This window comes from Kitasatospora sp. NPDC029367 (assembly GCF_055569135.1).
The window spans coordinates 322,934-342,034 of sequence record NZ_JBVHYH010000001.1 but is presented as its reverse complement, the minus strand read 5'-3'; the positions used below and the strand labels follow the sequence as shown (position 1 = coordinate 342,034).

The following is a 19,101-nucleotide window of genomic DNA, read 5'->3' as shown; positions in this document are numbered from 1 at the left end:
GGATCGATTCTTCGCCAACCCACCCCATCACGGCAACACCTCAGGCCCCCTGACCTTACGCGGAAGGCGGTTCCGTCGGGGCACTTTCCCGCCACAGAACGGCCAACAGTTCTTCGGAAAGCGACAATCCGGCCAATGCGCCCCGAACGGCGGCCCGATTGCGCATCAACAGGCGCCCGCCGTGCGGCGGAACGAGCAGGCGCGCGCCCGGCGTACCCGAACCGCCGGGCGAACCGCCGGACGGACCGCCGGACGGACCGCCCCCGTCCAGCAGCCCGGCCACGGCGGGCTGGAGGTCCAGCGGGGCGACCGCCGCCGGGGCACCCGGGACGCCCTGCCGCAGGACGGTGGTGAGCGCCCGACTGAACGAGCCCTCCCCACCCGGCAGTACGGCGTCCCGGCCGCGTCTGCCCGGGGCGTAGCGGCCGATCCGGCCCCAGAGCGGGACCCGGGAGTAGCTGAGCAGTTCGCCCGCGCCGTCCTCGCCGGCCCGTTCCAGCGCCGTCCAGGTGTCCCGGTCGGCCACCGCGTCGACCAGCAGCAGCGCCTCCTCCTGGTCCCCGTGCACCATCGCGCTGACCACCCAGTCCCAGGCCAGGCCGCGCCGGTAGGCGTTGTCGGGGGTGCTGCCGCCGGTGACCAGGGCGAGCCGGCGCCCGCGCGGGTCGGCCACCAACTGGCCGACCAGGCAGACCACCAGCCAGCGGCCGGGGCGGCGGGCCGCGTCCCGGACGGCCGTGAGCATCGCGTTGGCGTCCGCGTCCGGCGCCACGGCCGTCACCCGGCAGCCCGCGGCGCCGGTGTCGAAGCACATCCCGGGCAGCACCTCGGCCAGCAGCCGGGCGCCCGCCGGGGCGTGCGCCGACCCGCCGTAGGCCCGCTCGGGCCCGCCGTCCGCCCCGATCACCACCAGATCGACTCCGCCGGCCATCCGTCCGCCCCCTCCTGCGCCCGCCCCTCCACCGATCCCGACGCCGGGCAGGCTACCGCTCCGGGCGGGCGCCGACGGGGCTCCCGGCCCGTCCGCTCAGGGACCATGGGCCCTATCGACGCCCGCACCGACCGAGGACGATCGGACGCATGGAGCGCGAGGACCGAGTGGAGACCCTGAGCGAGGCCGAGTGCCTGCGGCTGCTCAGCACCGTGCCCGTCGGGCGCGTGGTGTACACCGAGCACGCACTGCCGGCCGTCCTGCCGGTCTCCTTCGAGGTCCTGGACGGGCGGCTGGTGCTCGCCGTGCGCCGGGGAAGTGCCACCGCGCGCGGGCTGGACGGCACGGTGGTGGCCTTCCAGGCGGACCTGCTGGACCCGGTGACCCGCACCGGGTGGAGCGTGCTGGTGCACGGGCGGGCCGACGTGGTCAGCGAGCCCGAGCAGGTGCGCCGGGTGCTGCGCTCGGGGCTGCGGCCGTGGGTGGGGGACCCTGAGCCGCTGTTCATCGCCCTGGTGCCGGAACTGGTGAGCGGCCGGCGGCTGTTCCCGACCGGGCAGGGCTCGCTCGGCCGACCGCTGCTGCGGCCCTGAGCTCGGCTTTCGCGCCCCGCTCCTGACAGGTACCGGCCGGTAGGCATACGCTTCCGGCGTCCTGTCCCCGTGACCCCTCCCCGGGGCCGTCCCCTCCAGGAGCGCACCGTGACGACCTTCGCCTCCCTCGCCGAGCTGACCGCCGCCGTCGGCACCGAGCTGGGCACCAGCGAGTGGCACACCATCGACCAGCGGAGGATCGACCTGTTCGCCGAGGCGACCGGCGACCACCAGTGGATCCACGTCGACCCGGAGCGGGCGAAGGAGAGCCAGTTCGGCTCGACCATCGCGCACGGCTACCTGACCCAGTCGATGATCCCGGTGCTGGCCAAGGAGTGCTACAGCGTCGAGGGCGTGCGGATGGCGCTGAACTACGGCTCGGACAAGGTGCGCTTCCCGGCCCCGGTGCCGGTCGGCACCGCGATCCGGGCCACCGCCGAGCTGCTCTCGGCCACCGAGGTGCCGGGCGGGGTCCAGGCGGTGGTGCGCTTCACCATCACCAGCGAGCAGAGCAGCAAGCCGCACTGCGTCGCGGAGGCGATCACCCGCTTCTACGCGTAGCGGCGGGCGCGAGCGCCGGGCTCGGGGCGCGGGCCCGGCGGCGGGCGCCGGGTACGCCGATTGGACCGTGCCGGGCTCCTCACCGGGTCCGAACGGCCCACGGCGAGTAACGTCCGACGAGATGGTTGTCGTACCCCAGTGGCCCCACGGCCCCCGGGGTACGCGCCCGGCCTGCCCGGTAGCCGTGACCGTCCCAGGAGGAGCCGTGCCCCGCCCCGCCCCGTGGTTCTCCCGTCTCGCCGGTCTGACGTCACAGTTCGCGCCGCCGCCCAGCGCACCGGACGCCGACCGCGCCGCGCTCGGCCGAGGCGCCCCGGACCGCGCACTCCCCGGCCTGGCCGGACTGCCCCGCGCCGCCTGGCACCGGGTCCGCACCGACACCTTCGGGGCCGACCCCCGGGGCGAACGGCTGGCCCGGATCCGCCGCTCGCCGCAGTTCTCCGACGGCGCCTTCCGCAACCCGGTGCCCACCCGCCGCCTGGTCTACGAACGCAGCCCGCTGGAGATCACCCTCGCCCAGCTGAGCGGGGACAAGACCCGCCGGGCGCCGTCCGCCGCCGTACCGGTGCACCGGCTGCTCCCGGTCGACCTCGCTGACCCGCCCGCCTCCGGGCTGCGGCTCACCTGGCTGGGGCACGCCACCGTGCTCGCCGAGATCGGCGGGCGGCGCGTCCTGATCGACCCGGTCTGGGGCGAGCGCTGCTCCCCGTTCGGCTGGACCGGCCCCAAGCGGCTGCACCCGGTGCCGCTGCCGCTGTCCGAACTCGGGCCGGTGGACGTGGTCGTGATCTCGCACGACCACTACGACCACCTCGACATGCGCACCGTGAAGGCCCTGATCGGCAGCGGCGCGGTGTTCGCCGTTCCGCTCGGGGTCGGGGCGCACCTGGAGCACTGGGGCGTGCCGGCCGGACGGATCGTCGAGCTGGACTGGTGGGAGTCGGCCGAGGTCGCCGGGCTGACCCTGACCGCCACGCCCGCCCGGCACTACTGCAGCCGGGGTCCGCGCACCAGCTCGCTGTTCCTCTGGGCGTCCTGGGTGGTCGCGGGCGGCGGGCACCGGATCTTCCACAGCGGGGACACCGGCTACTTCCCCGGCTTCGCGGAGATCGGCCGCCGGCTCGGCCCCTTCGACGCGACGATGATGCAGGTCGGGGCGTACAGCGAGTTCTGGCCCGAGGTGCACATGACCCCGGAGGAGGGCGTCCGGGCGCACCTGGACCTCGGCGGCGAGCTGATGCTGCCGATCCACTGGTGCACCTTCAACCTCGCGATCCACCCCTGGGAGGAGCCCGCCGAGCGCGTGGTCACCGCCGCCCAGGCACTCGGCGCCCACCTGGCGGTCCCCCGCCCCGGCAAGCCCTTCGAGCCCGCCGACCCCCCGGCCCTACGGCTGTGGTGGCGCGCCGTCGCGGCCACCCCGCGCGGCATCGAGCCGCTGGTCGCGGAGCGGACGGAGGCACGGGAACAGGTGACGGGTTTCAGCGAACAGATTTCAAACTCTGTTATCTGAAATCTGTTCGCTGAAATCTGAAATCTGAAAGCTGAAATCTGTCATCTGTTCGCCGTCAGCCGTTCGCCGAAGCCCGTTCGCCGACGGCCCTCCGGCGGCGTCGGATCACCGCCCAGCCCGCCTCCTGCACCACCAGGGTGAGCACCCCGGCCAGCACGATCCCCAGCAGGTTCAGCAGCAACTGCACGCTGGAACCCCAGAATTGATCGACCTTGCCGTAGCCGAGCGCGACCGCCGCGTTCGCCGCCGCGGGCACGGTGGTGACCGAGATCGCGACGCCCACCAGGGTGCCGGCCTTCGCCGAGGTCAGCGAGAGCAGCCCGGCGACGCCCGCCAGGAAGGCGACCACGAAGGAGGTCGCGTCGGGCTGCCAGATGAACGAGGTGTTCGGACGCACGGCGTCGAACTTCTCCTCCGAGAAGAGCCCCAGAGCGTCCATCAGCAGCCCGAAGCAGACGGTCAGCGCCATCGCCACCAGGAAGCCCGTGACCAGGGCGTTCAGCGAGCGCAGGGCCGGGCGCGTCCGGCGCTGGACGATCGCCACGCAGAGCCCGGCCAGCGGCCCGAACTCCGGGCCGACCGCCATCGCGCCGACGACCAGGATGGCGCTGTCCAGCACCGAGCCGCAGGCCGCCAGCATGGTGGCCACGGCGAGGAAGGCCAGGAACACCCAGGTGAGGGCGGACTCCTCGTGGGTGATCTCGGAGACCGACTCCCACACCAGCGCGTCGGCCCCCTCCCCCGGGGCCAGCCGCTCGGCCTCGTCGGCCGCCGCCGAGAGGGCCAGGTCGAGCGCCGAGACGTCGATCGCCCCGCGCTCGACCAGGCCCGTCCCGCGCAGTGCGCCCAGCACCTCGTCCAGTGCCTCCCGGGCCACGTCGCAGAGCACCACGTCCCCGGCGGGCCGGACGGCCGCGTCCGGCAGGACCACCACGTGGGTGACCCCGACCGAGTCGTCCAGGCAGTCGAGCACCGGCGCGCGCAGGTCGGGCGGGACGATCAGGCGAAGGTGCAGCACGGGCTCTCCGGTACGTAGCGGACGGAACGGAAAATCCCGCCCACCATAGGGCCCGTCTTCAAACTCCCGCCTGCGGCCCGACCCGCCCCTCCCCGCCACCACACCACCCGACCCGGCATCACAATGAAACACGTTCTATCCGAGGTCCGCGTTACCCAGGTCACACCACCGCACGGTTGGCTTCTGCCACTATGGGCCGGTGACCGACCTGACAGAACAGCAGAGACCGACCGAGTGGGCGCCCGCCCCGGCCACCCCGTTCGCCGCCCTGCTGGAAATCGAGCAGCTGAACGAGAACACGTTCCGGGGCCACTGCCACGCCGGCGCCCCGATGCGCGCCTTCGGCGGCCACGTCGCCGCGCAGGCCCTCGCCGCCGCCGGACGCACCTGCGCCCCGGAGCGCGCGGTCCACTCCCTGCACGGCTACTTCCTGCTGCCCGGCGACCCGACCCGGCCGATCGAGTACCAGGTCGACCGGCTGCGCGAAGGCTTCACCTACACCACCCGCCGGGTCCGGGCGGTGCAGGACCGCAAGGAGATCTTCAACCTCACCGCCTCCTTCAAGCTCCCCGAGGCGGCGGCCGGCGACCGCCAGCGCGAGGTGCCCCCGCTGCCCGCCCCGGAGACCCTGCCGGACGCCTTCTCGCACTGGGACGAGGAGCTGCGCACCGCGATCAAGGCCTCCGACGGCTTCCGCGACCTCGAGCTGCGCTTCGTGCCGCCGGACGCCCCGGGCCTGCCGCCGGCCGTCCCCGGCATGCCCCAGCAGTTCGTCTGGCTGCGGATCGCCACCCGGCTGCCGGACACCGACCCGCTGCTGCACACCTGCGCGCTCACCTACCTGTCCGACCTCACCCTGGCCTCCACCGCCGGGCTGCACGAGCAGGCGAACTTCTTCCAGCGCACCGAGCCGCCCCGGCTGCTGATGACCTCGCTGGACCACGCGATGTGGTTCCACCGCCCCTTCCGGGCCGACGAGTGGCTGCTCTTCGCCCAGCGCAGCCCCTCCGCCTCGGACGGCCGCGGCCTGTCGCTCGGCGAGTTCTACGACCGGGACGGCCGACTGGTGGCCTCCGCCACCCAGGAGGCGCTGATCCGCCGGATGCCGTGAACCGGGCGGGCACCGGAGGCCGCCGGGACCCGCGCGGGAGCCGCCCGTAGGCCACCCGTGGGCCACCCGGAGACCGCCGGGCGCCCCCACGCGCCGCCCGGGCGGACCGTCGTGGACGGCGGGCGGACCACGGTGGACGGCGGGCGAACGGAAGGGGGCCGGTCGGCGTCATACTCCTGAGCGGCCCCGCCCCGTATCATGGTGCGGGTGACCAAGGTTGACCTGTCACCACGGCCGGTGGAGGCGATGTCTCCGCGTCAGCTCGAACGCCGCCAAAGCCTGATCGCGGCCGCGCTCGCCCTGGTGAACGAGATCGGCGTCGAGCGGCTGCAGATGAAGCAGGTCTGCGAGCGGTCCGGAGTCGCCCTGGGGACGGCGTACCGCTACTTCTCCTCCAAGGACCACCTGCTGGCAGCGGCGATCGCCGAGTGGCACCGGCTGCTGCTGGCGGACCTGGTGGCCGAGCTGCGCGGACCGCGCGCCGGGCTGGGGGCCACCGACCGGGCGGTCCGGTTCGTCCGGGGCGGGATGCGGGCCTACCAGCGCCAGCCCGAGCTGGCCCGGCTGCGGGTCGCCGTCGCCGCCTCCACCGACCCCTTCGCCAGCGAGACCCTGCAAGGGATGGCCCGGGCCGACAGCACCGCGCTCCAGGCGGTGACGGCCGAGGTGCCGGCGGCGGCCAGTGAACTGGTGCGGCACATCGTGGCGCACGCCTGGCAGGGGGAACTGACGGCCTGGGTGACCGGCCGTACCACCCTCGGGGACGCCAGACGGCGGCTGGAGGACGTGGTGCGGCTGGTGCTGACCCCGTACGAGACCCACTACCCGGCCCCGTACGAGGTCCAGTCCACCGGCTGATCCGGGACGCCCCGTGGCCGGGCGCCCCAAGTCGGAGCGTCCCCAGCCCGGGCGGCCCGGCGGCCGCTCAGACCACCGTCACCGGGTGCGCCACCACCGCCCCGAACAGGTAGCCCTCGCGGTTGAGGGCCGCCCGCTCGGGCTGGGTGGCGCCGCCGCGGTCCGTCGCGCGGGCGCGCAGCTCGTACCGGCCGGGCCGCTCGGGACGCCAGCCGATGCTCCAGCGCGCCCAGTCCCCGGCGGGCGGCTCCCCGTCCAGCTCGGCGGGCCGCCAGCTGCGGCCGCCGTCGGTGCTCACCTCGACCAGCCGCACCGGGGCCGTACCGGACCAGGACCGCCCGTACAGGCGGTGCTCGCGCCCGGCCGCCAACCGCGCGCCCTCGGCCAGTTCGAAGGCGGACTTGACCACCTGGGTGGTGAGCGCGACGCCGCCGGGCGGGTGGCCCGGGCCGAACATCCGGTAGAAGACGGTGTTCCAGGGCGACCGGAGCGGGTGGTCGGCCACCTCGATGCTGCCGACCCACTTGATCGAGGCGATGCCGACCCAGCCGGGCACCACCAGTCGCACCGGCGCGCCGTGGTCGGGGGTCAGCGGGGCCCCGTTCATCTCGTAGGCGAGCAGGGCGTCGTCGAGCGCCTTGGCGATCGGCAGCGGCCGGCGCACCGGGCCGTGATTGGTGCCGTCGACGACGTAGTCCGGGTCCAGGCCGACGGGCAGCACGTCCACCGCCCGGTCGGTCAGCCCGGCGGCCCGCAGCACCTCGGCGAGCCGGACGCCCCGCCAGGCCGCCGAGCCGATGCTGCCCAGCGTCCACGGGGTGCCGGGGACGCGCTGGCCCTGCTGGCGGTGGAAGTAGCTACGGCCGTTGCCGGCGCACTCGATCAGCGCGTCGGTCCGGGTGGCGGGCATCGCCCGCAGGTCGGCCAGGGCGAACTCGACCGCCCGCTCCGGCCCCGGCGCGCCATGCAGGCCGCTGCCGAACAGCCGCAGCCGCCAGGCGGCCGGGTCGATCAGCGGGGTGCTGGTGTGGTTGCGGACGAAGAACCGCTCCACCGGGACGTGACGGCCGACGGCGGCCGCGCCGTCGGCGTCGCGCAGCGCGTCCCACCGCATCTCGGCGTTGGTGTCGCGCCGGACGAACCACCGGGCGGGCAGCGGCTTGACGATTCCGGGCAGCTCGATGCTCCCCTCGGTGCTCACCTCGGTGCTCTCCGGCGGGTCGACGCTTCCGGGCACGGGCCTGGCACCTCCTCGGCGGCGGAGCACGACGGCATCCGGACGGCACTGTCCGGATGGCGCTCCACCTCTCCCAGCGTAGGCGCTCGGGCGCTTTCCGTGACCAGGGCGGTGGGCCGGGATGTGCCCCCGGGGCCACCCCAGGGCGGCCCGCCGGCCGAGGGCATCCCCGGCGCCCGCTACCTCGAACTCCTTTCCGGGCACCTGCCGATGGTCGAGGCGCTGCCCCAACTGCGGCAGGCCGTCCTGGAGTTCGTCAAGGGCTGAAACCGCGCCCGCCGAGGTGGGCCGGGGCCGGGAACACCCCGGCACCGGTCCACGTTCGGACGGTCATGCGCATCGGAGAACTCGCCCGCCTCACCGGGGTGTCCGCCCGCCTGCTCCGCTACTACGAGGAGCAGGGGCTGCTCCGGCCCGCCCGCACCGCGGCCGGGTACCGCGAGTACGCGGAGGAGGACACCGTCCGGGTCTGGCAGATTCGCACCCTGCTCGCGGCCGGCCTGCCCACCCGGATCATCGCCGAGATCCTCCCTTGCGCCACCGGCCCGGCCCCCGCGCTGACGGCCTGTCCGAACCTGCTCGCCACCCTGCGCGGCGAACTCGCCGACCTGGACGCCCGGATCGACGACCTCACCCGCAGCCGCCGGGTGCTCTCCCACTACCTCGCGACCGCGCACGCGCCGAGCGAGGAGCAGGCGGCCTGACGGGACGAAGGTCCCCGCCCGCCGCCTGCCCGGCGCGCCCTCCCGCCACTCGCGCCGCCAACTGGACATAGTGCGACATACATCGCGAATCCCCGTGTTCCGAGTATGTCGAGAGGTCCGCCCGCATGAGCAGCCAGCCGCCGCAGCCCTCCCCGCGCGTGCAGGAGCCCGACGGCCCCGGCGAACCCGCCGCCACCCTGCCCACCGACCGGGCGGTCTTCGGCATCAGCGCCGTCCTGGTGCTCGCGGTGGTCGCCTGGGGCGTGTTCGCCGAGGACTCGCTCGGCCGCACCTCCAGCACCGCGCTCCGCTGGGTGCTGCACAACTTCGGCTGGCTGTTCGTGGTGGCCGCCGACGTCTTCCTGGTCCTCACCGTGCTGCTCGCCTTCAGCCGCTTCGGCCGGATCCGGCTCGGCCGCGACGACGACGAACCCGAGTTCTCCACCCTCGCCTGGGTCGCCATGATGTTCAGCGCCGGTATGGGCATCGGCCTGATGTTCTACGGCGTCGGCGAGCCCCTGCAACTGTTCGCCGCCCCGCAGCCCGGCTCCGGCCTCGAACCGCAGAGCGCGGCCGCCGCCCAGCAGGCGCTGGAGTTCTCGCTCTTCCACTGGACCCTCCACCCCTGGGCGATCTACGCGGTCGGCGGCCTCGCCCTCGCCTACACCACCTTCCGCAAGGGCCGGGGCAACCGGATCTCCGCCGCCTTCGTCCCGCTGATCGGGCAGCGCGGCGCGGACGGCTGGCAGGGCAGGGCGATCGACCTGCTCGCCGTCTTCGCCACCGTCTTCGGCTCCGCGACCAGCCTCGGCCTCGGCGCGCTCCAGGTCGCCGACGGCCTCGGCTACATCACCTCCGTCCGCAACACCCAGAACGCCCAGCTCGTCATCATCGGCTCGCTGACCGCCGCCTTCGTGCTCTCCGCGTTCTCCGGCGTCCACAAGGGCGTCAAGTGGCTCTCCACCGCGAACGTCGTACTGGCCTCGCTGATCATGCTCTTCGTCTTCGTGTTCGGGCCCTCGGTGTTCGTCCTCGACTCGATCCCGTCCACCGTCGGCGGGTACCTCTCCGACCTGCTCGGGATGTCCACCCAGACCGGCGCCTTCACCGACGAGAGCTGGCTCGGCTCCTGGACGATCTTCTACTGGGCCTGGTGGCTCTCCTGGGCGCCCTTCGTCGGCACCTTCATCGCCCGGATCTCGCGCGGCCGCACCATCCGGCAGTTCCTGCTCGGCGTGCTGCTGGTGCCCAGCGGAGCCACGGTGATCTGGTTCTGCGTCATGGGCGGCACCGCGATCCGGCTCGTCGGCACCGGCACCGCCGACCTCGTCGCGACCATCCCACGCGGCGCGGAGGCCTCGCTGTTCGAGATGCTGCGCTCGCTGCCGCTCGGCTCGGTCACCAGCGTGGTCGCGGTCCTGCTGGTGATGACCTTCTTCATCACCAGCGCCGACTCCGCCTCCCTGGTGCTCGGCTCGCTCTCCAGCCGCGGCTCGCTGCACCCGCGCACCCCGCTGGTGGTGGTCTGGGGCGTGCTGATGGGCGGGGTCGCCGCCGCCCTGCTGCTGGCCGGCGGGCTCACCGCACTGCAGAACGCCACCATCCTGGTCGCGCTGCCCTTCGTGGTGGTGATGCTGCTGCTCTGCCTCTCCCTGGTGAAGGAGCTCCGCGAGGACCCGGCGGCCGGCCCCTCCCGCTTCCACCCCGCCCACGGCCTGCGGGACGCCGTCCGGGTCGCGGTGGGCGAGGCCCTCGCCGAGCGCGGCCGCCGGCCCTGAGGCCCGCAGCGAACCGCCTGCCAAACCGCCTGCCGAACCCCGCTCCGGAACTCCTCCGAGCCTCCCGCCGCACCACGGCTGACCAGCGCATACGCCCCACCTGACGGCCGGGTGGGGCGTATGCGGCCAAGCGACGCCCGTTCCCCGTCCGGACTTCACCCGCGCGTACCGACCGTTCACACCGCCCTGGGAGCCTCCCTGTCATGAACGCCAGCCCTCAGGCGCCCTACCAGGAACCGCGCTTCCCGCTCCCCCAGCGCCACCGCCGTCTCCTCGCCTGCACCGCCGTCCTCGCCTCCATCGCCCTCGGCACCCTCGGGGTCGGTGCCACCGTGGAGACCGTCCGGCACGGCCCGATGGCCGTCGCCACCGCGAGCAAGTAGCCGGCCGCGCCCGGTACCTCCCGCCCGACCGCACCCCAGCAGCACCGCCGTCCAGCGCCGCCGTCCAGCACCGCCGTCCGACTCCGGACGCGGTGCTGTCGCCTTTCCGGGGCCGGGGCCGTGGTCACTGGCTCCTGGGGGGCCAGGTCAATCCGAAGATCAGCAAGCGCTATGATCGCTCTGCAACACGACGCGAAGGGGATGCAGTGGCGCGGGTTGCAATCATCGGTGGCGGGATCAGCGGGCTGGGAACGGCCCTCATGCTCGGACGACGGGGCCATGCGGTCACCCTGTTCGAACAGGAGGCCCGACCGGCCGACACCGACCTGGAGCAGGACTTCTACCGCTGGAAGCGGCCCCGCGTCCCCCAGGCCGACCAGCCCCACTCCTTCCTCGCCCCGGTCCGCACGGTGCTGCGCGCCGAGGCCCCCGACGTCCACGCCGACCTGCTGGCCCGCGGCGCCCGGGAGTACCACGACTTCGACTGGTTCGACCGGCACCCGCCGCACCGGGACGGCGACGAGGACCTGGTGACCCTGCGCACCCGCCGCATCGTGCTGGAAGCCGCCCTCACCGCGGCCGTACGGCGGGAGCCCTCCGTCGACGTACGGCGCGGCCGCCGGGTGAGCGCCCTCACCGTCCAGGACGGCAACCCTCCCAAGGTCACCGGCCTGCGGGTCGACGCCGAGACCCACCCGGCCGACCTCGTCGTCGACGCCGCCGGCCGCCGCTCCGCCGTCCCCGGCTGGCTGACGGCCGCCGGCTGCCGCCCGCCCGTCGTCGAGAGCCACCGCACCGGTATCACCTACCTGTGCCGCTGGTACCGCCTGCGGGCCGACGGCCCGCGCGACCCCGGGCGGGTGCGGACCGGCTCGGTCGCGGGGTTCGCCGCCGCCGGGGTCTTCCCCTCCGACAACGACACCTTCGCGCTGAGCATGGTGCTCTCCACCGGCGACCCGACCCGTAGCGCGCTCCTCGACCCCGCCGTGTTCGAGGCCGTCCTCCGCCGCTTCCCGGCCTGCGCCGCCTGGCTCGACCTCGACCCCGAACCCCGCTCGGGCGTGCTGGCGATGGCCGGGCTGGACAACCGCTGGACCTCCCTCACCGACGACGCCGGCCCCGTCGTCACCGGCCTGGTCAACGCCGGGGACAGCCTCGTCCACACCAACCCCACCCTCGGCCACGGCGTCGCGCTCGGCCTGCTCGCCGGCCAGTACCTCGCCGGCCACGCCGACCAGGTCGCCGCCGACCCCACCGGCTACCACGACTGGGCCGCCCGGACCCTCCGGCCCTGGTTCGACGCCCAGGTGGCCGCCGACCGCGCCAACGAGCAACGCCTCCTGGACGGTTCGGCCCTGCCCGAGCGCCGCGCCGCCGCCCTCGCTGCCTGCGCCTTCGACGACCCGGTCGTCATGCGCGCCCGCGCCCACGTCCGCCACCTGGTCAGCACGCCCGACGAGGCCTACGGCAGCGAGGAGGTCGACCGCCACCTCACCGCCTGGCTGGCCGCCCACCCCGACTTCACCCCCCACCACGACGGCCCCACCCGTACCGAATGGGAAGCCCTCATCCCGGCCTGACCACCCCGCCCAACGGACGACAGCCCCGCCGGTTCGTCGGCCCGGCAGGCCTCGTGGGCCGGCAGGCCTCATGGGCTGGCAGGCCTCGTGGGCCAGCAGGCCTCGTGGGCCAGCAGGCCTCGTGGACCGGTGGGCGGGCCGACGCAGCGGGCGTGCCCCCCGGGGGGCAGGGCTCGGCTCACGGCCACCCGCCGCCCCAGCGTCGGGGCCCGGGACTCGGGGACCGGGGCTCAACTCCCCAGCGAGGTGGCGGGGCGGGAGTGACGGCCGGTGCCGGGGGCGGGGTGGAGGTCCGGGGCCGGGGCGTAGCGGGCGGCCGGGGGGCGGAGGAGCCAGGTGGTGCGGGGGGTGGGGGTGATCAGGCCGAGCCGGTGGAGGAGGTCGAGGGCGTCGCGGCGCAGGGCGGTACGGTCGGCGAGGTAGCGGGCCGGGAGGTCGTGGTCGTCGGCGATGTCGCCGAGGAGGCCGTCTATCAGCGCGTCGGCGATCGGGACGTCACCCTCGGTGGCCTCGCCGGGCAGCGGCCGGACCTCCTCCACCAGGCCTTCGACCAGCAGCAGGGCGGCCTGGGAGAGGGTGCCGGTGCCGGGGAGGGCGAGGTCGGTGAGTTCGGCGGCCGGGTCGAGCAGGGCGACGCCCTCGGCCCGCAGTTCGACCTCCAGCCCGAGGAAGTCCGCGAGGGCGGCCGGGCCGCTGAGCCGGTGCTCGTGCAGCCAGGCGCGCCGGTCCTCGGGGAGGTCGGCGGCGAGGACGGCGGGCGTCTCGGCGAGCAGGCGCCGCACGGCGGTGGCGGGTTCGGCCTCGGCGGCGCGGCGGATCAGGTCGGCGGCATCGGCGGCGAGGGCGGGCGGTCCGGCCGGGACGGCGCGGGCGAGTTCACGGTCGACGGTCAGCACGAAGGCGGTGTCGGCCGGGTCGGCCGGCAGGTCGCCGAGCACCTGCCAGTCGGCCAGCGCGGCGAGCGCCATCCCGAGGGCGTCCGGGTCGGCGGCCTGGGCCGCGAGTTCGGGGGCCGCGGCCCGCATCGCGTCGAGCAGCCGCCCGTACGGGAGTTGTTCGGGGGCGTCGACGAGCAGGGCCAGCGCGAGGGCGAGCCGGGCGTAGCCGGCCGGGGTGAACGGGGCACCGGTGACGGGGTGTTCGAGGCGGCGGGCGGCGCCGGGGCCGAGGCCGGCCTTGCAGAGCCGGGCGTGCCAGGGGCCGACGACCAGGCGGTAGCCGAGCAGGGTGTCGAAGCGTTCGACGAGCCAGTCGCGGTGACGGCGGATCAGCGGGAAGCCGTCGGCGTGCGGGCCGGAGGCGGTGACCAGCGGGTGGGCGAGCAACAGCCGGGCGGCGATCCGGCGTTCGGCGTCCGGGAGTTCCTCGCCCGCCGGCTCCGGGACGTCGCCGGGCAGCTCCGGCAGGGCCCGGGTGCGCTCCGGCCTGCGGTGCCGGCCGGGCCGGCCGAGCTTGGCACCCGACCGGACGACGGGCAGGGCGGCGGCGTCGCGCCGGGCTCGGCGCAGGCCGCCGTCGGTGCGGCCCGCACGGGCCTCGCGGGCACGCGGGACGGCGGCCGTGTGGGCGGTCGGGCCGTGCCACCAGCTGACGGCGGGGTCGCCGGGCTCGGCGGCGCTGCCGAGGTGTCGGGCGGGGTAGAGGCCGAAGGAGGCGGTGCACAGGTCGTCGGCGGTGCCGGGGGTGGCGGCGGCGAACCAGTGGGCGAGCCGGAGCAGTCCCGGGTCGGGCGAGAGCGCCCCGCCGGGCTCCTGCGGGCCGTCAGCACCGTGCTCACCCACGGCATCGGCCGGGTCGGCGGCCCCGGTGGCGCGAGCTTCGGCGGGCCCGGTGGCGCCGCTGTCGGCGGTGTCGGCGGCGATTCCGGTACCGGCGACAACGCTCCCGGCACCGGCGGCGATCCCGGTTCCGGCGGCTTCGGGTCCGCGTACGGCGAGGACGGCGGCGGCGGTTCCCCGCCCTGCCCCGCCCTTGCGTCCGTCCGGCCTGCCGGCGGCCACCCGGGTGGCGCCGACCGCGTACTCCTGCTGCTCCATGTCGGGGTCCAGACTAGACGGTGACCGGCTCACCCGGTGGCAGCAACCGCCCTCCTGAGGAAGTCTCCGCAGGAGCCCTCGAAGCGGTCGCCGGCGCTCCGCTCTCCCGGCCGGGCCGTCACTCCCCCCTCCCCGCGCGGGTTACGCACCGGTAACCTGGTCTTCCCCGCCCCACCGGTTCCCTCGGGGTCGGTGGACCCTCCACCCCGGGCGACCTCGGAGGCAGACGCCGCATGAGCATCCGTACGACCACCCGCGCCACCACCGGCCTCGGCGGGCGCCTGCGTTCGGCCACCGGCCTGCTCGGCGGCTTCGCGGCCGCCTCGGCGGTGCACCTGGGCTCGATCCTCTCCGGAGCCCCGGTGCTGCGCAACGCCACCAAGCCAGCCCTGATGCCGCTGCTGGCCGCCCACAGCGTGGCGGCGGCGGCCCGGACCGAGCGCGAGGCGCCGAAGCTGCTGACCCCGGCGCTGCTGGCGAGCGCGGGCGGGGACGTGCTGCTCCAGTTGAACGACGACACCGCGTTCCTGGCCGGGATGGGCTCGTTCGCGGCCGCGCACGTCTGCTACGTCGCGATGTTCGTCCGGCGCGGGGCGCTCACCGACCGGCGGCGCGCCCTGGTGGTCGCGGCCGCGTACGCGACGGCCTGGGTGGGCATGATCGGTCAGCTCTGGCCGGACCTCGGGGAGCTCAAGGTCCCGGTGGCCGGGTACAGCCTGCTGCTCACCTCGACGGCGGTCACCGCGGCCGGTCTGGGCTGGCGGACCGGGCTGGGCGGGGCGCTGTTCCTGCTCTCCGACACCCTGATCGCGACCCAGTTGGCGAAGTGGCGCGAGCTGCCGGGGCATCAGTTCTGGATCATGGCGACGTACGTGCTGGCCCAGTACCTGCTGGCCAGCGGTCTGCTCCAGCACGAGGAACGGCAGGAGCGGGCGGCCCGCTGACGCACCGCCGCGGCCCCACCCGCCACCGAAACGCCGCCGCGCCGCCGGTCCGGTCAGGGCTCGGCGGCGCGGCGCGCGCGTACGCGGGGGGCGGGGCCGTCAGCCACTGCGCCTCCGGAGCAGCCAGAAGCCGCCGACGGCGCCCGCGACCAGGGCCAGCCCTCCGGCCAGCTCCGCCGGGTCCCCCGCGACCGAGCCGCCGAGCCCGGTCTTCACCGCACCGTGCGGGGCGACCTGCTGGCTGCCGGCGCCGGACTGTCCGAGCGAGCCGGCCCACTCCCCCGCTGCCTCGCCCCAGTCGCCGAGGCCCTTGTTGGGGGCGGTGGCGGCCACGGTGGTGACCTTGACGGTGGTGGAGAAGGCGCCGCCGTCCGGGCAGGTGCCGTCGACCTTGCTGTCCCCGTTGTGCTGGGAGGCGAGCCGGGCCGAGCCGGTGTGCTTGCCGTCGGAGCCCAGGGTGAGGGTCGCGGGGCCGCCCTCGAAGGCGGCGGAGTGGGCGGTGATGGTCTTGGCGTCGGGCTTGTCCGACTTCTCGCAGGAGACCGTGACCGTCACGGTCTGGCCCGGTGCGGCCTGGGACGGGCTGACCGAGGCCGCGCCGTCCCTGGCTGCTGCGAGGGGGGCCGTCAGACCGGTCAGCACCGTCGCGCCGATCAGGGCGGCGGCGGCCGTACGCGTGGGGCGCATGCCGGAACCTCCGGGATTCTCGGGCGCAGCCGGGGACTCCCATGTCCACGTGATGTGTCAACTGCACCCGGTCATTCACCGACGGTAGGCAGGCCCACCGGGCCCGGCCACCGCTCAGGACCGTTCGAGCGACAGCCCGTCACCCTCCGTGACCGTCACCCGGCGTCACCGCCGCCCCGGAGGCCTCACAGGTCCAGGTCCACCACGACCGGGGCATGGTCCGAGGTGCCCTTGCCCTTGCGGGCCTCGCGGTCCACGTAGCTGTCCGTGACGGCGTCGGCGAAGGGCTTGTTGGCGTAGGTGAGGTCGATCCGCATGCCGCGGTTCTTCGGGAAGGCCAGCTGGCGGTAGTCCCAGTAGGTGTAGGGGTGGTCGTACTTGAGGGGACGCGGCACCACGTCCTGCAGGCCGATCTCGCCCAGCGCCGCCAGCGCGGCGCGCTCGACCGGGGTGACGTGGGTGAGGCCCTCGAAGGCGGCGACGTCGTAGACGTCCGCGTCGGTAGGGGCGATGTTGAAGTCCCCGAGGATCGCGAAGGGGCGGGGGCCGGCCGCGTCCTCGGCGGAGGCCTTGCGCAGCGCCTCCAGCCACTCCAGCTTGTAGTGGTAGTGCAGGTGGTCGACCTCGCGACCGTTGGGCACGTAGACGGACCAGACCCGGACCGGGCCGCAGGTGGCGGCGATGGCGCGCGGCTCGACGTCGGGCAGCAGGGCGCCGTCGGCCAGGTAGCCGGGCTGGCCGGGCAGATCGCGCACGACGTCCTCCAGGCCGATCCGGGAGACGATCGCGACGCCGTTCCACCGGCCGGTGCCGTGCGCGGCCGTCTCGTAGCCGAGCTCGCGGACCTGCTCGTACGGGAAGGCGTCGGCCGCGCACTTGAGCTCCTGGAGGCAGAGCACGTCGGGCTTGGCGCTCTCCAGCCACTCCAGGAGCTTGGGCAGCCGCGCGGTGACGGAGTTGATGTTCCAGGTGGCGATGCGGACGGTCACGGCGGGCGGCCTTCCCGGTGGTTCGGTCGGTACGGACGGGGGTGGGCCCCACGGGGAGACCCACCCCGAACATACCGCCCGGCACCGACAACCCGGCCCGACCGGCGCCACGGCCGGGCGCTCGGCGGTCGGCGCCACGGCCGGGCCCGGCGGTGGTCCAGCCGGGCCCGGTGGTGGTCCAGCCGGGCCCGGTGGTCAGCCCGCGGGGCGGACCACCGCGGCCGAGCCGCCGCCGCGTCGCACCGGCTCGGCGGCGGCCACCCAGCGGCCGTCCGGCAGCCGTTCCACCCCGGTGGCGGCGCCGATCTCGCCGCCGGCGGCGAACCGGTGCCCGAGGGCCTCCAGCGCGGGCCGCTCCGGCAGCGCCAGGAAGCCGGGCTCGGCCTGGGTGACGGCGCTGTTGCGCTGGCTGGCGCGCGGCGCGGCGATCGCCTGCTCCAGGCTCAGGCCCCGGTCGAGGCGGCCGAGCAGCACCTGGAGGGTGGTGGTGATGATGGTCGCGCCGCCCGGGCTGCCGGTGGCCAGCAGCGGCTCGCCGTCGCGCAGCACGATGGTCGGGGACATCGAGGACCGCGGCCGCTTGCCCGGGCCGGGCAGGTTGGGGTCGGGGACGCCGGCGGCGAGCGGGACGAAGTCGAAGTCGGTCAGCTCGTTGTTGAGCAGGAAGCCCCGGCCGGGGACGGTGATGCCGCTGCCGCCGGTCTGCTCGATGGTGAGGGTGTACGAGACGATGTTTCCCCAGCGGTCCGCCACCGTCAGGTGGGTGGTGTTGGGGCCCTCGTAAGGCTCGGGGAGGGCCTGCCCGGTGTCCGCGCAGTCGGCCGGGTGGTACGGGTCGCCGGGGGCGAGCGGGCTGGTGAGCGCGCGGTCCGGGCTGATCAGGCAGGCCCGGGAGGCGGCGTAGCGCTCGGAGAGCAGCTGCCTGGTCGGGACGTCGGCGAAGGCCGGGTCGCCGACCCAGCGGTTGCGGTCGGCGAAGGCGATCCGCGAGGCCTCCAGGAAGTGGTGGTAGTACTGCGTGCCGCTGTAGCCGGAGAGGTCGCCGTCCTCCAGGATGTGCAGCGCCTCGCCGACGGTGGTGCCGCCGGAGCTGGACGGCGCCATCGAGTAGACGTCGTAGTCGCGGTAGGCGACGTGGGTGGGCGTCTGGCGGCGGACCTGGTAGGCGGCCAGGTCGGTGGCGTCGACCTTTCCGGGGCGGGCGTTGCGGCCGGAGGCCGGGTCAACTGGCGGGTGCTGCACGGTGTTGGCGATGTCCTGCGCCAACTCGCCCTGGTAGAAGGCCTTCACGCCGTCCTTGGCGAGCAGCTTGTAGGTCGCGGCGAGGTCGGGGTTGCGCAGGACGGAACCGACCTCGGGGAGCTTGCCGTCGGGGAGGTAGATCTTCGCGGTGGCCGGGAAGTCCTTGAAGCGGCTGTAGTTGTCGGAGGTCTGGCCGCGGAAGGTGTCGTCGACGACGAAGCCGTTCTCGGCGATCCGCTCGGCGGGTTCGAGGTTCTGCGCGAGCGAGCGGGTGCCCCACTGGCGCAGTGCGGAGTCCCAGGTGGCCGGCGTGCCGGGGACGCCGACGGACAGTCCGCTGGTGACGGCGTCGGCGAAGGCGAGCGGCTTGCCGCCCTCCAGGAACAGTCCGGAGTCGGCGGTGCGGCCGGCCGTCTCGCGGCCGTCGATGGTGTGCACCTTGCCGGTGGCGTGGTCGTAGTAGACGAAGTACCCGCCGCCGCCGATCCCGGAGGAGTAGGGCTCGGTGACGCCGAGCGCGGCCGCGGCGGCGACGGCCGCGTCCACCGCGTTCCCGCCCTTGCGCAGCACCTCGATCCCGGCGGCGGTGGCGTCGGCGTCCACCGAGGCCACCGCCCCGCCCCAGCCCACCGCCTCGGGCGCCTTGGGCGGCGGCGCCGCGGCGCCGGCGGGCCCGGTCGTGGTGGCCCAGACCAGTGCGGTGGCGATCAACAGTGATGGCGCTAGGCGGGTCAGAGCCCTCATCCGAGTCCTCCTGAGTCGACGTCACGTCAGTTGTTCCACAGGAGACATGAATCCGACAACCACACCGCACGGCTACCAATGGGTAGTTGACAGGAGAGGCGGGAGGGGCGGAGGGGAACGGATGACAGCTGACAGATTTCAGCGAACAGATTTCGTTATCTGTTATCTGTTCGCTGAAATCTGTTATCTGAA

The 19,101-nt window shown here is 74.7% G+C and carries 18 protein-coding genes; 11 read left to right on the top strand and 7 right to left on the bottom strand.

The features are described from left to right. Positions 1-55: 55 nt before the first annotated feature. Positions 56-931 carry a hypothetical protein gene (locus ACZ4W5_RS01580; RefSeq protein ID WP_360229590.1) on the bottom strand — a complete coding sequence of 292 codons (876 nt, stop codon included), beginning with the start codon at positions 929-931 and terminating at the stop codon, positions 56-58. A 149-nt stretch (positions 932-1,080) separates the two neighbouring features. On the opposite strand from ACZ4W5_RS01580, the gene ACZ4W5_RS01575 reads away from it, so the two are divergent. The 3 genes from ACZ4W5_RS01575 (at position 1,081) to ACZ4W5_RS01565 (ending at position 3,598) form a co-directional block, all read left to right on the top strand. Further along, positions 1,081-1,524 carry a pyridoxamine 5'-phosphate oxidase family protein gene (locus tag ACZ4W5_RS01575; protein ID WP_360229592.1) on the top strand — a complete coding sequence of 148 codons (444 nt, stop codon included), beginning with the start codon at positions 1,081-1,083 and terminating at the stop codon, positions 1,522-1,524. Between the two features lie 108 nt (positions 1,525-1,632). Then, complete coding sequence (locus ACZ4W5_RS01570) at positions 1,633-2,085, top strand: MaoC family dehydratase (protein ID WP_360229594.1); 453 nt, start codon at positions 1,633-1,635, stop codon at positions 2,083-2,085. Positions 2,086-2,419: 334 nt separating this feature from the next. Then, the gene (locus ACZ4W5_RS01565) at positions 2,420-3,598 is read left to right on the top strand and encodes an MBL fold metallo-hydrolase (protein WP_402488575.1); all 1,179 of its coding nucleotides are present in this window, start codon (positions 2,420-2,422) and stop codon (positions 3,596-3,598) included. Positions 3,599-3,653: 55 nt separating this feature from the next. Here ACZ4W5_RS01565 and ACZ4W5_RS01560 read toward each other — a convergent pair whose 3' ends face one another. Continuing rightward, positions 3,654-4,616, bottom strand: a complete 963-nt coding sequence (locus ACZ4W5_RS01560) for a DUF389 domain-containing protein (RefSeq protein WP_360229596.1) — start codon at positions 4,614-4,616, stop codon at positions 3,654-3,656. Positions 4,617-4,815: 199 nt separating this feature from the next. Between ACZ4W5_RS01560 and ACZ4W5_RS01555 the strand changes: the two genes are divergently transcribed. Both ACZ4W5_RS01555 and ACZ4W5_RS01550 read left to right on the top strand, forming a co-directional pair. Then, positions 4,816-5,727 (top strand): acyl-CoA thioesterase, encoded by a 912-nt coding sequence (locus tag ACZ4W5_RS01555; RefSeq protein ID WP_360229598.1) that lies wholly within the window; start codon positions 4,816-4,818, stop codon positions 5,725-5,727. Between the two features lie 207 nt (positions 5,728-5,934). Beyond that, on the top strand, positions 5,935-6,585 hold the full coding sequence (locus ACZ4W5_RS01550) for a TetR/AcrR family transcriptional regulator (RefSeq protein WP_360229600.1): 651 nt from the start codon (positions 5,935-5,937) through the stop codon (positions 6,583-6,585). 67 nt (positions 6,586-6,652) lie between these two features. On the opposite strand, the gene ACZ4W5_RS01545 is transcribed toward ACZ4W5_RS01550, so the two are convergent. After that, on the bottom strand, positions 6,653-7,822 hold the full coding sequence (locus ACZ4W5_RS01545; RefSeq protein ID WP_465652012.1) for a sulfite oxidase: 1,170 nt from the start codon (positions 7,820-7,822) through the stop codon (positions 6,653-6,655). 99 nt (positions 7,823-7,921) lie between these two features. On the opposite strand from ACZ4W5_RS01545, the gene ACZ4W5_RS01540 reads away from it, so the two are divergent. The 5 genes from ACZ4W5_RS01540 (at position 7,922) to ACZ4W5_RS01520 (ending at position 12,267) form a co-directional block, all read left to right on the top strand. After that, positions 7,922-8,089, top strand: coding sequence for a hypothetical protein (locus ACZ4W5_RS01540; RefSeq protein ID WP_465652010.1), 168 nt, complete (start codon positions 7,922-7,924; stop codon positions 8,087-8,089). A gap of 65 nt (positions 8,090-8,154) precedes the next feature. Continuing rightward, positions 8,155-8,526 (top strand): MerR family transcriptional regulator, encoded by a 372-nt coding sequence (locus ACZ4W5_RS01535; protein WP_465652008.1) that lies wholly within the window; start codon positions 8,155-8,157, stop codon positions 8,524-8,526. Positions 8,527-8,651: 125 nt separating this feature from the next. After that, positions 8,652-10,304, top strand: coding sequence for a BCCT family transporter (locus tag ACZ4W5_RS01530; protein WP_402488287.1), 1,653 nt, complete (start codon positions 8,652-8,654; stop codon positions 10,302-10,304). Between the two features lie 203 nt (positions 10,305-10,507). Then, on the top strand, positions 10,508-10,687 hold the full coding sequence (locus ACZ4W5_RS01525) for a hypothetical protein (RefSeq protein ID WP_465652006.1): 180 nt from the start codon (positions 10,508-10,510) through the stop codon (positions 10,685-10,687). Positions 10,688-10,893: 206 nt separating this feature from the next. After that, a complete protein-coding gene (locus ACZ4W5_RS01520) occupies positions 10,894-12,267 on the top strand; it encodes an NAD(P)/FAD-dependent oxidoreductase (RefSeq protein WP_402488281.1) in 1,374 nt (457 codons plus the stop codon). A 230-nt stretch (positions 12,268-12,497) separates the two neighbouring features. Here ACZ4W5_RS01520 and ACZ4W5_RS01515 read toward each other — a convergent pair whose 3' ends face one another. After that, positions 12,498-14,303 (bottom strand): DUF2398 family protein, encoded by a 1,806-nt coding sequence (locus ACZ4W5_RS01515; protein ID WP_465652004.1) that lies wholly within the window; start codon positions 14,301-14,303, stop codon positions 12,498-12,500. A gap of 233 nt (positions 14,304-14,536) precedes the next feature. Between ACZ4W5_RS01515 and ACZ4W5_RS01510 the strand changes: the two genes are divergently transcribed. Next, positions 14,537-15,247, top strand: a complete 711-nt coding sequence (locus ACZ4W5_RS01510; RefSeq protein WP_465652002.1) for a lysoplasmalogenase — start codon at positions 14,537-14,539, stop codon at positions 15,245-15,247. A 99-nt stretch (positions 15,248-15,346) separates the two neighbouring features. On the opposite strand, the gene ACZ4W5_RS01505 is transcribed toward ACZ4W5_RS01510, so the two are convergent. The 3 genes from ACZ4W5_RS01505 to ggt all read right to left on the bottom strand — a co-directional run bounded on the left by ACZ4W5_RS01505 (position 15,347) and on the right by ggt (position 18,909). Next, positions 15,347-15,934: a hypothetical protein gene (locus ACZ4W5_RS01505; protein WP_360229616.1), complete on the bottom strand. Its 588-nt coding sequence runs from the start codon at positions 15,932-15,934 to the stop codon at positions 15,347-15,349. A 185-nt stretch (positions 15,935-16,119) separates the two neighbouring features. Further along, complete coding sequence (locus ACZ4W5_RS01500) at positions 16,120-16,923, bottom strand: exodeoxyribonuclease III (protein WP_360229618.1); 804 nt, start codon at positions 16,921-16,923, stop codon at positions 16,120-16,122. 195 nt (positions 16,924-17,118) lie between these two features. Then, positions 17,119-18,909, bottom strand: coding sequence for a gamma-glutamyltransferase (gene ggt / locus ACZ4W5_RS01495; protein ID WP_465652000.1), 1,791 nt, complete (start codon positions 18,907-18,909; stop codon positions 17,119-17,121). Positions 18,910-19,101: the final 192 nt, after the last annotated feature.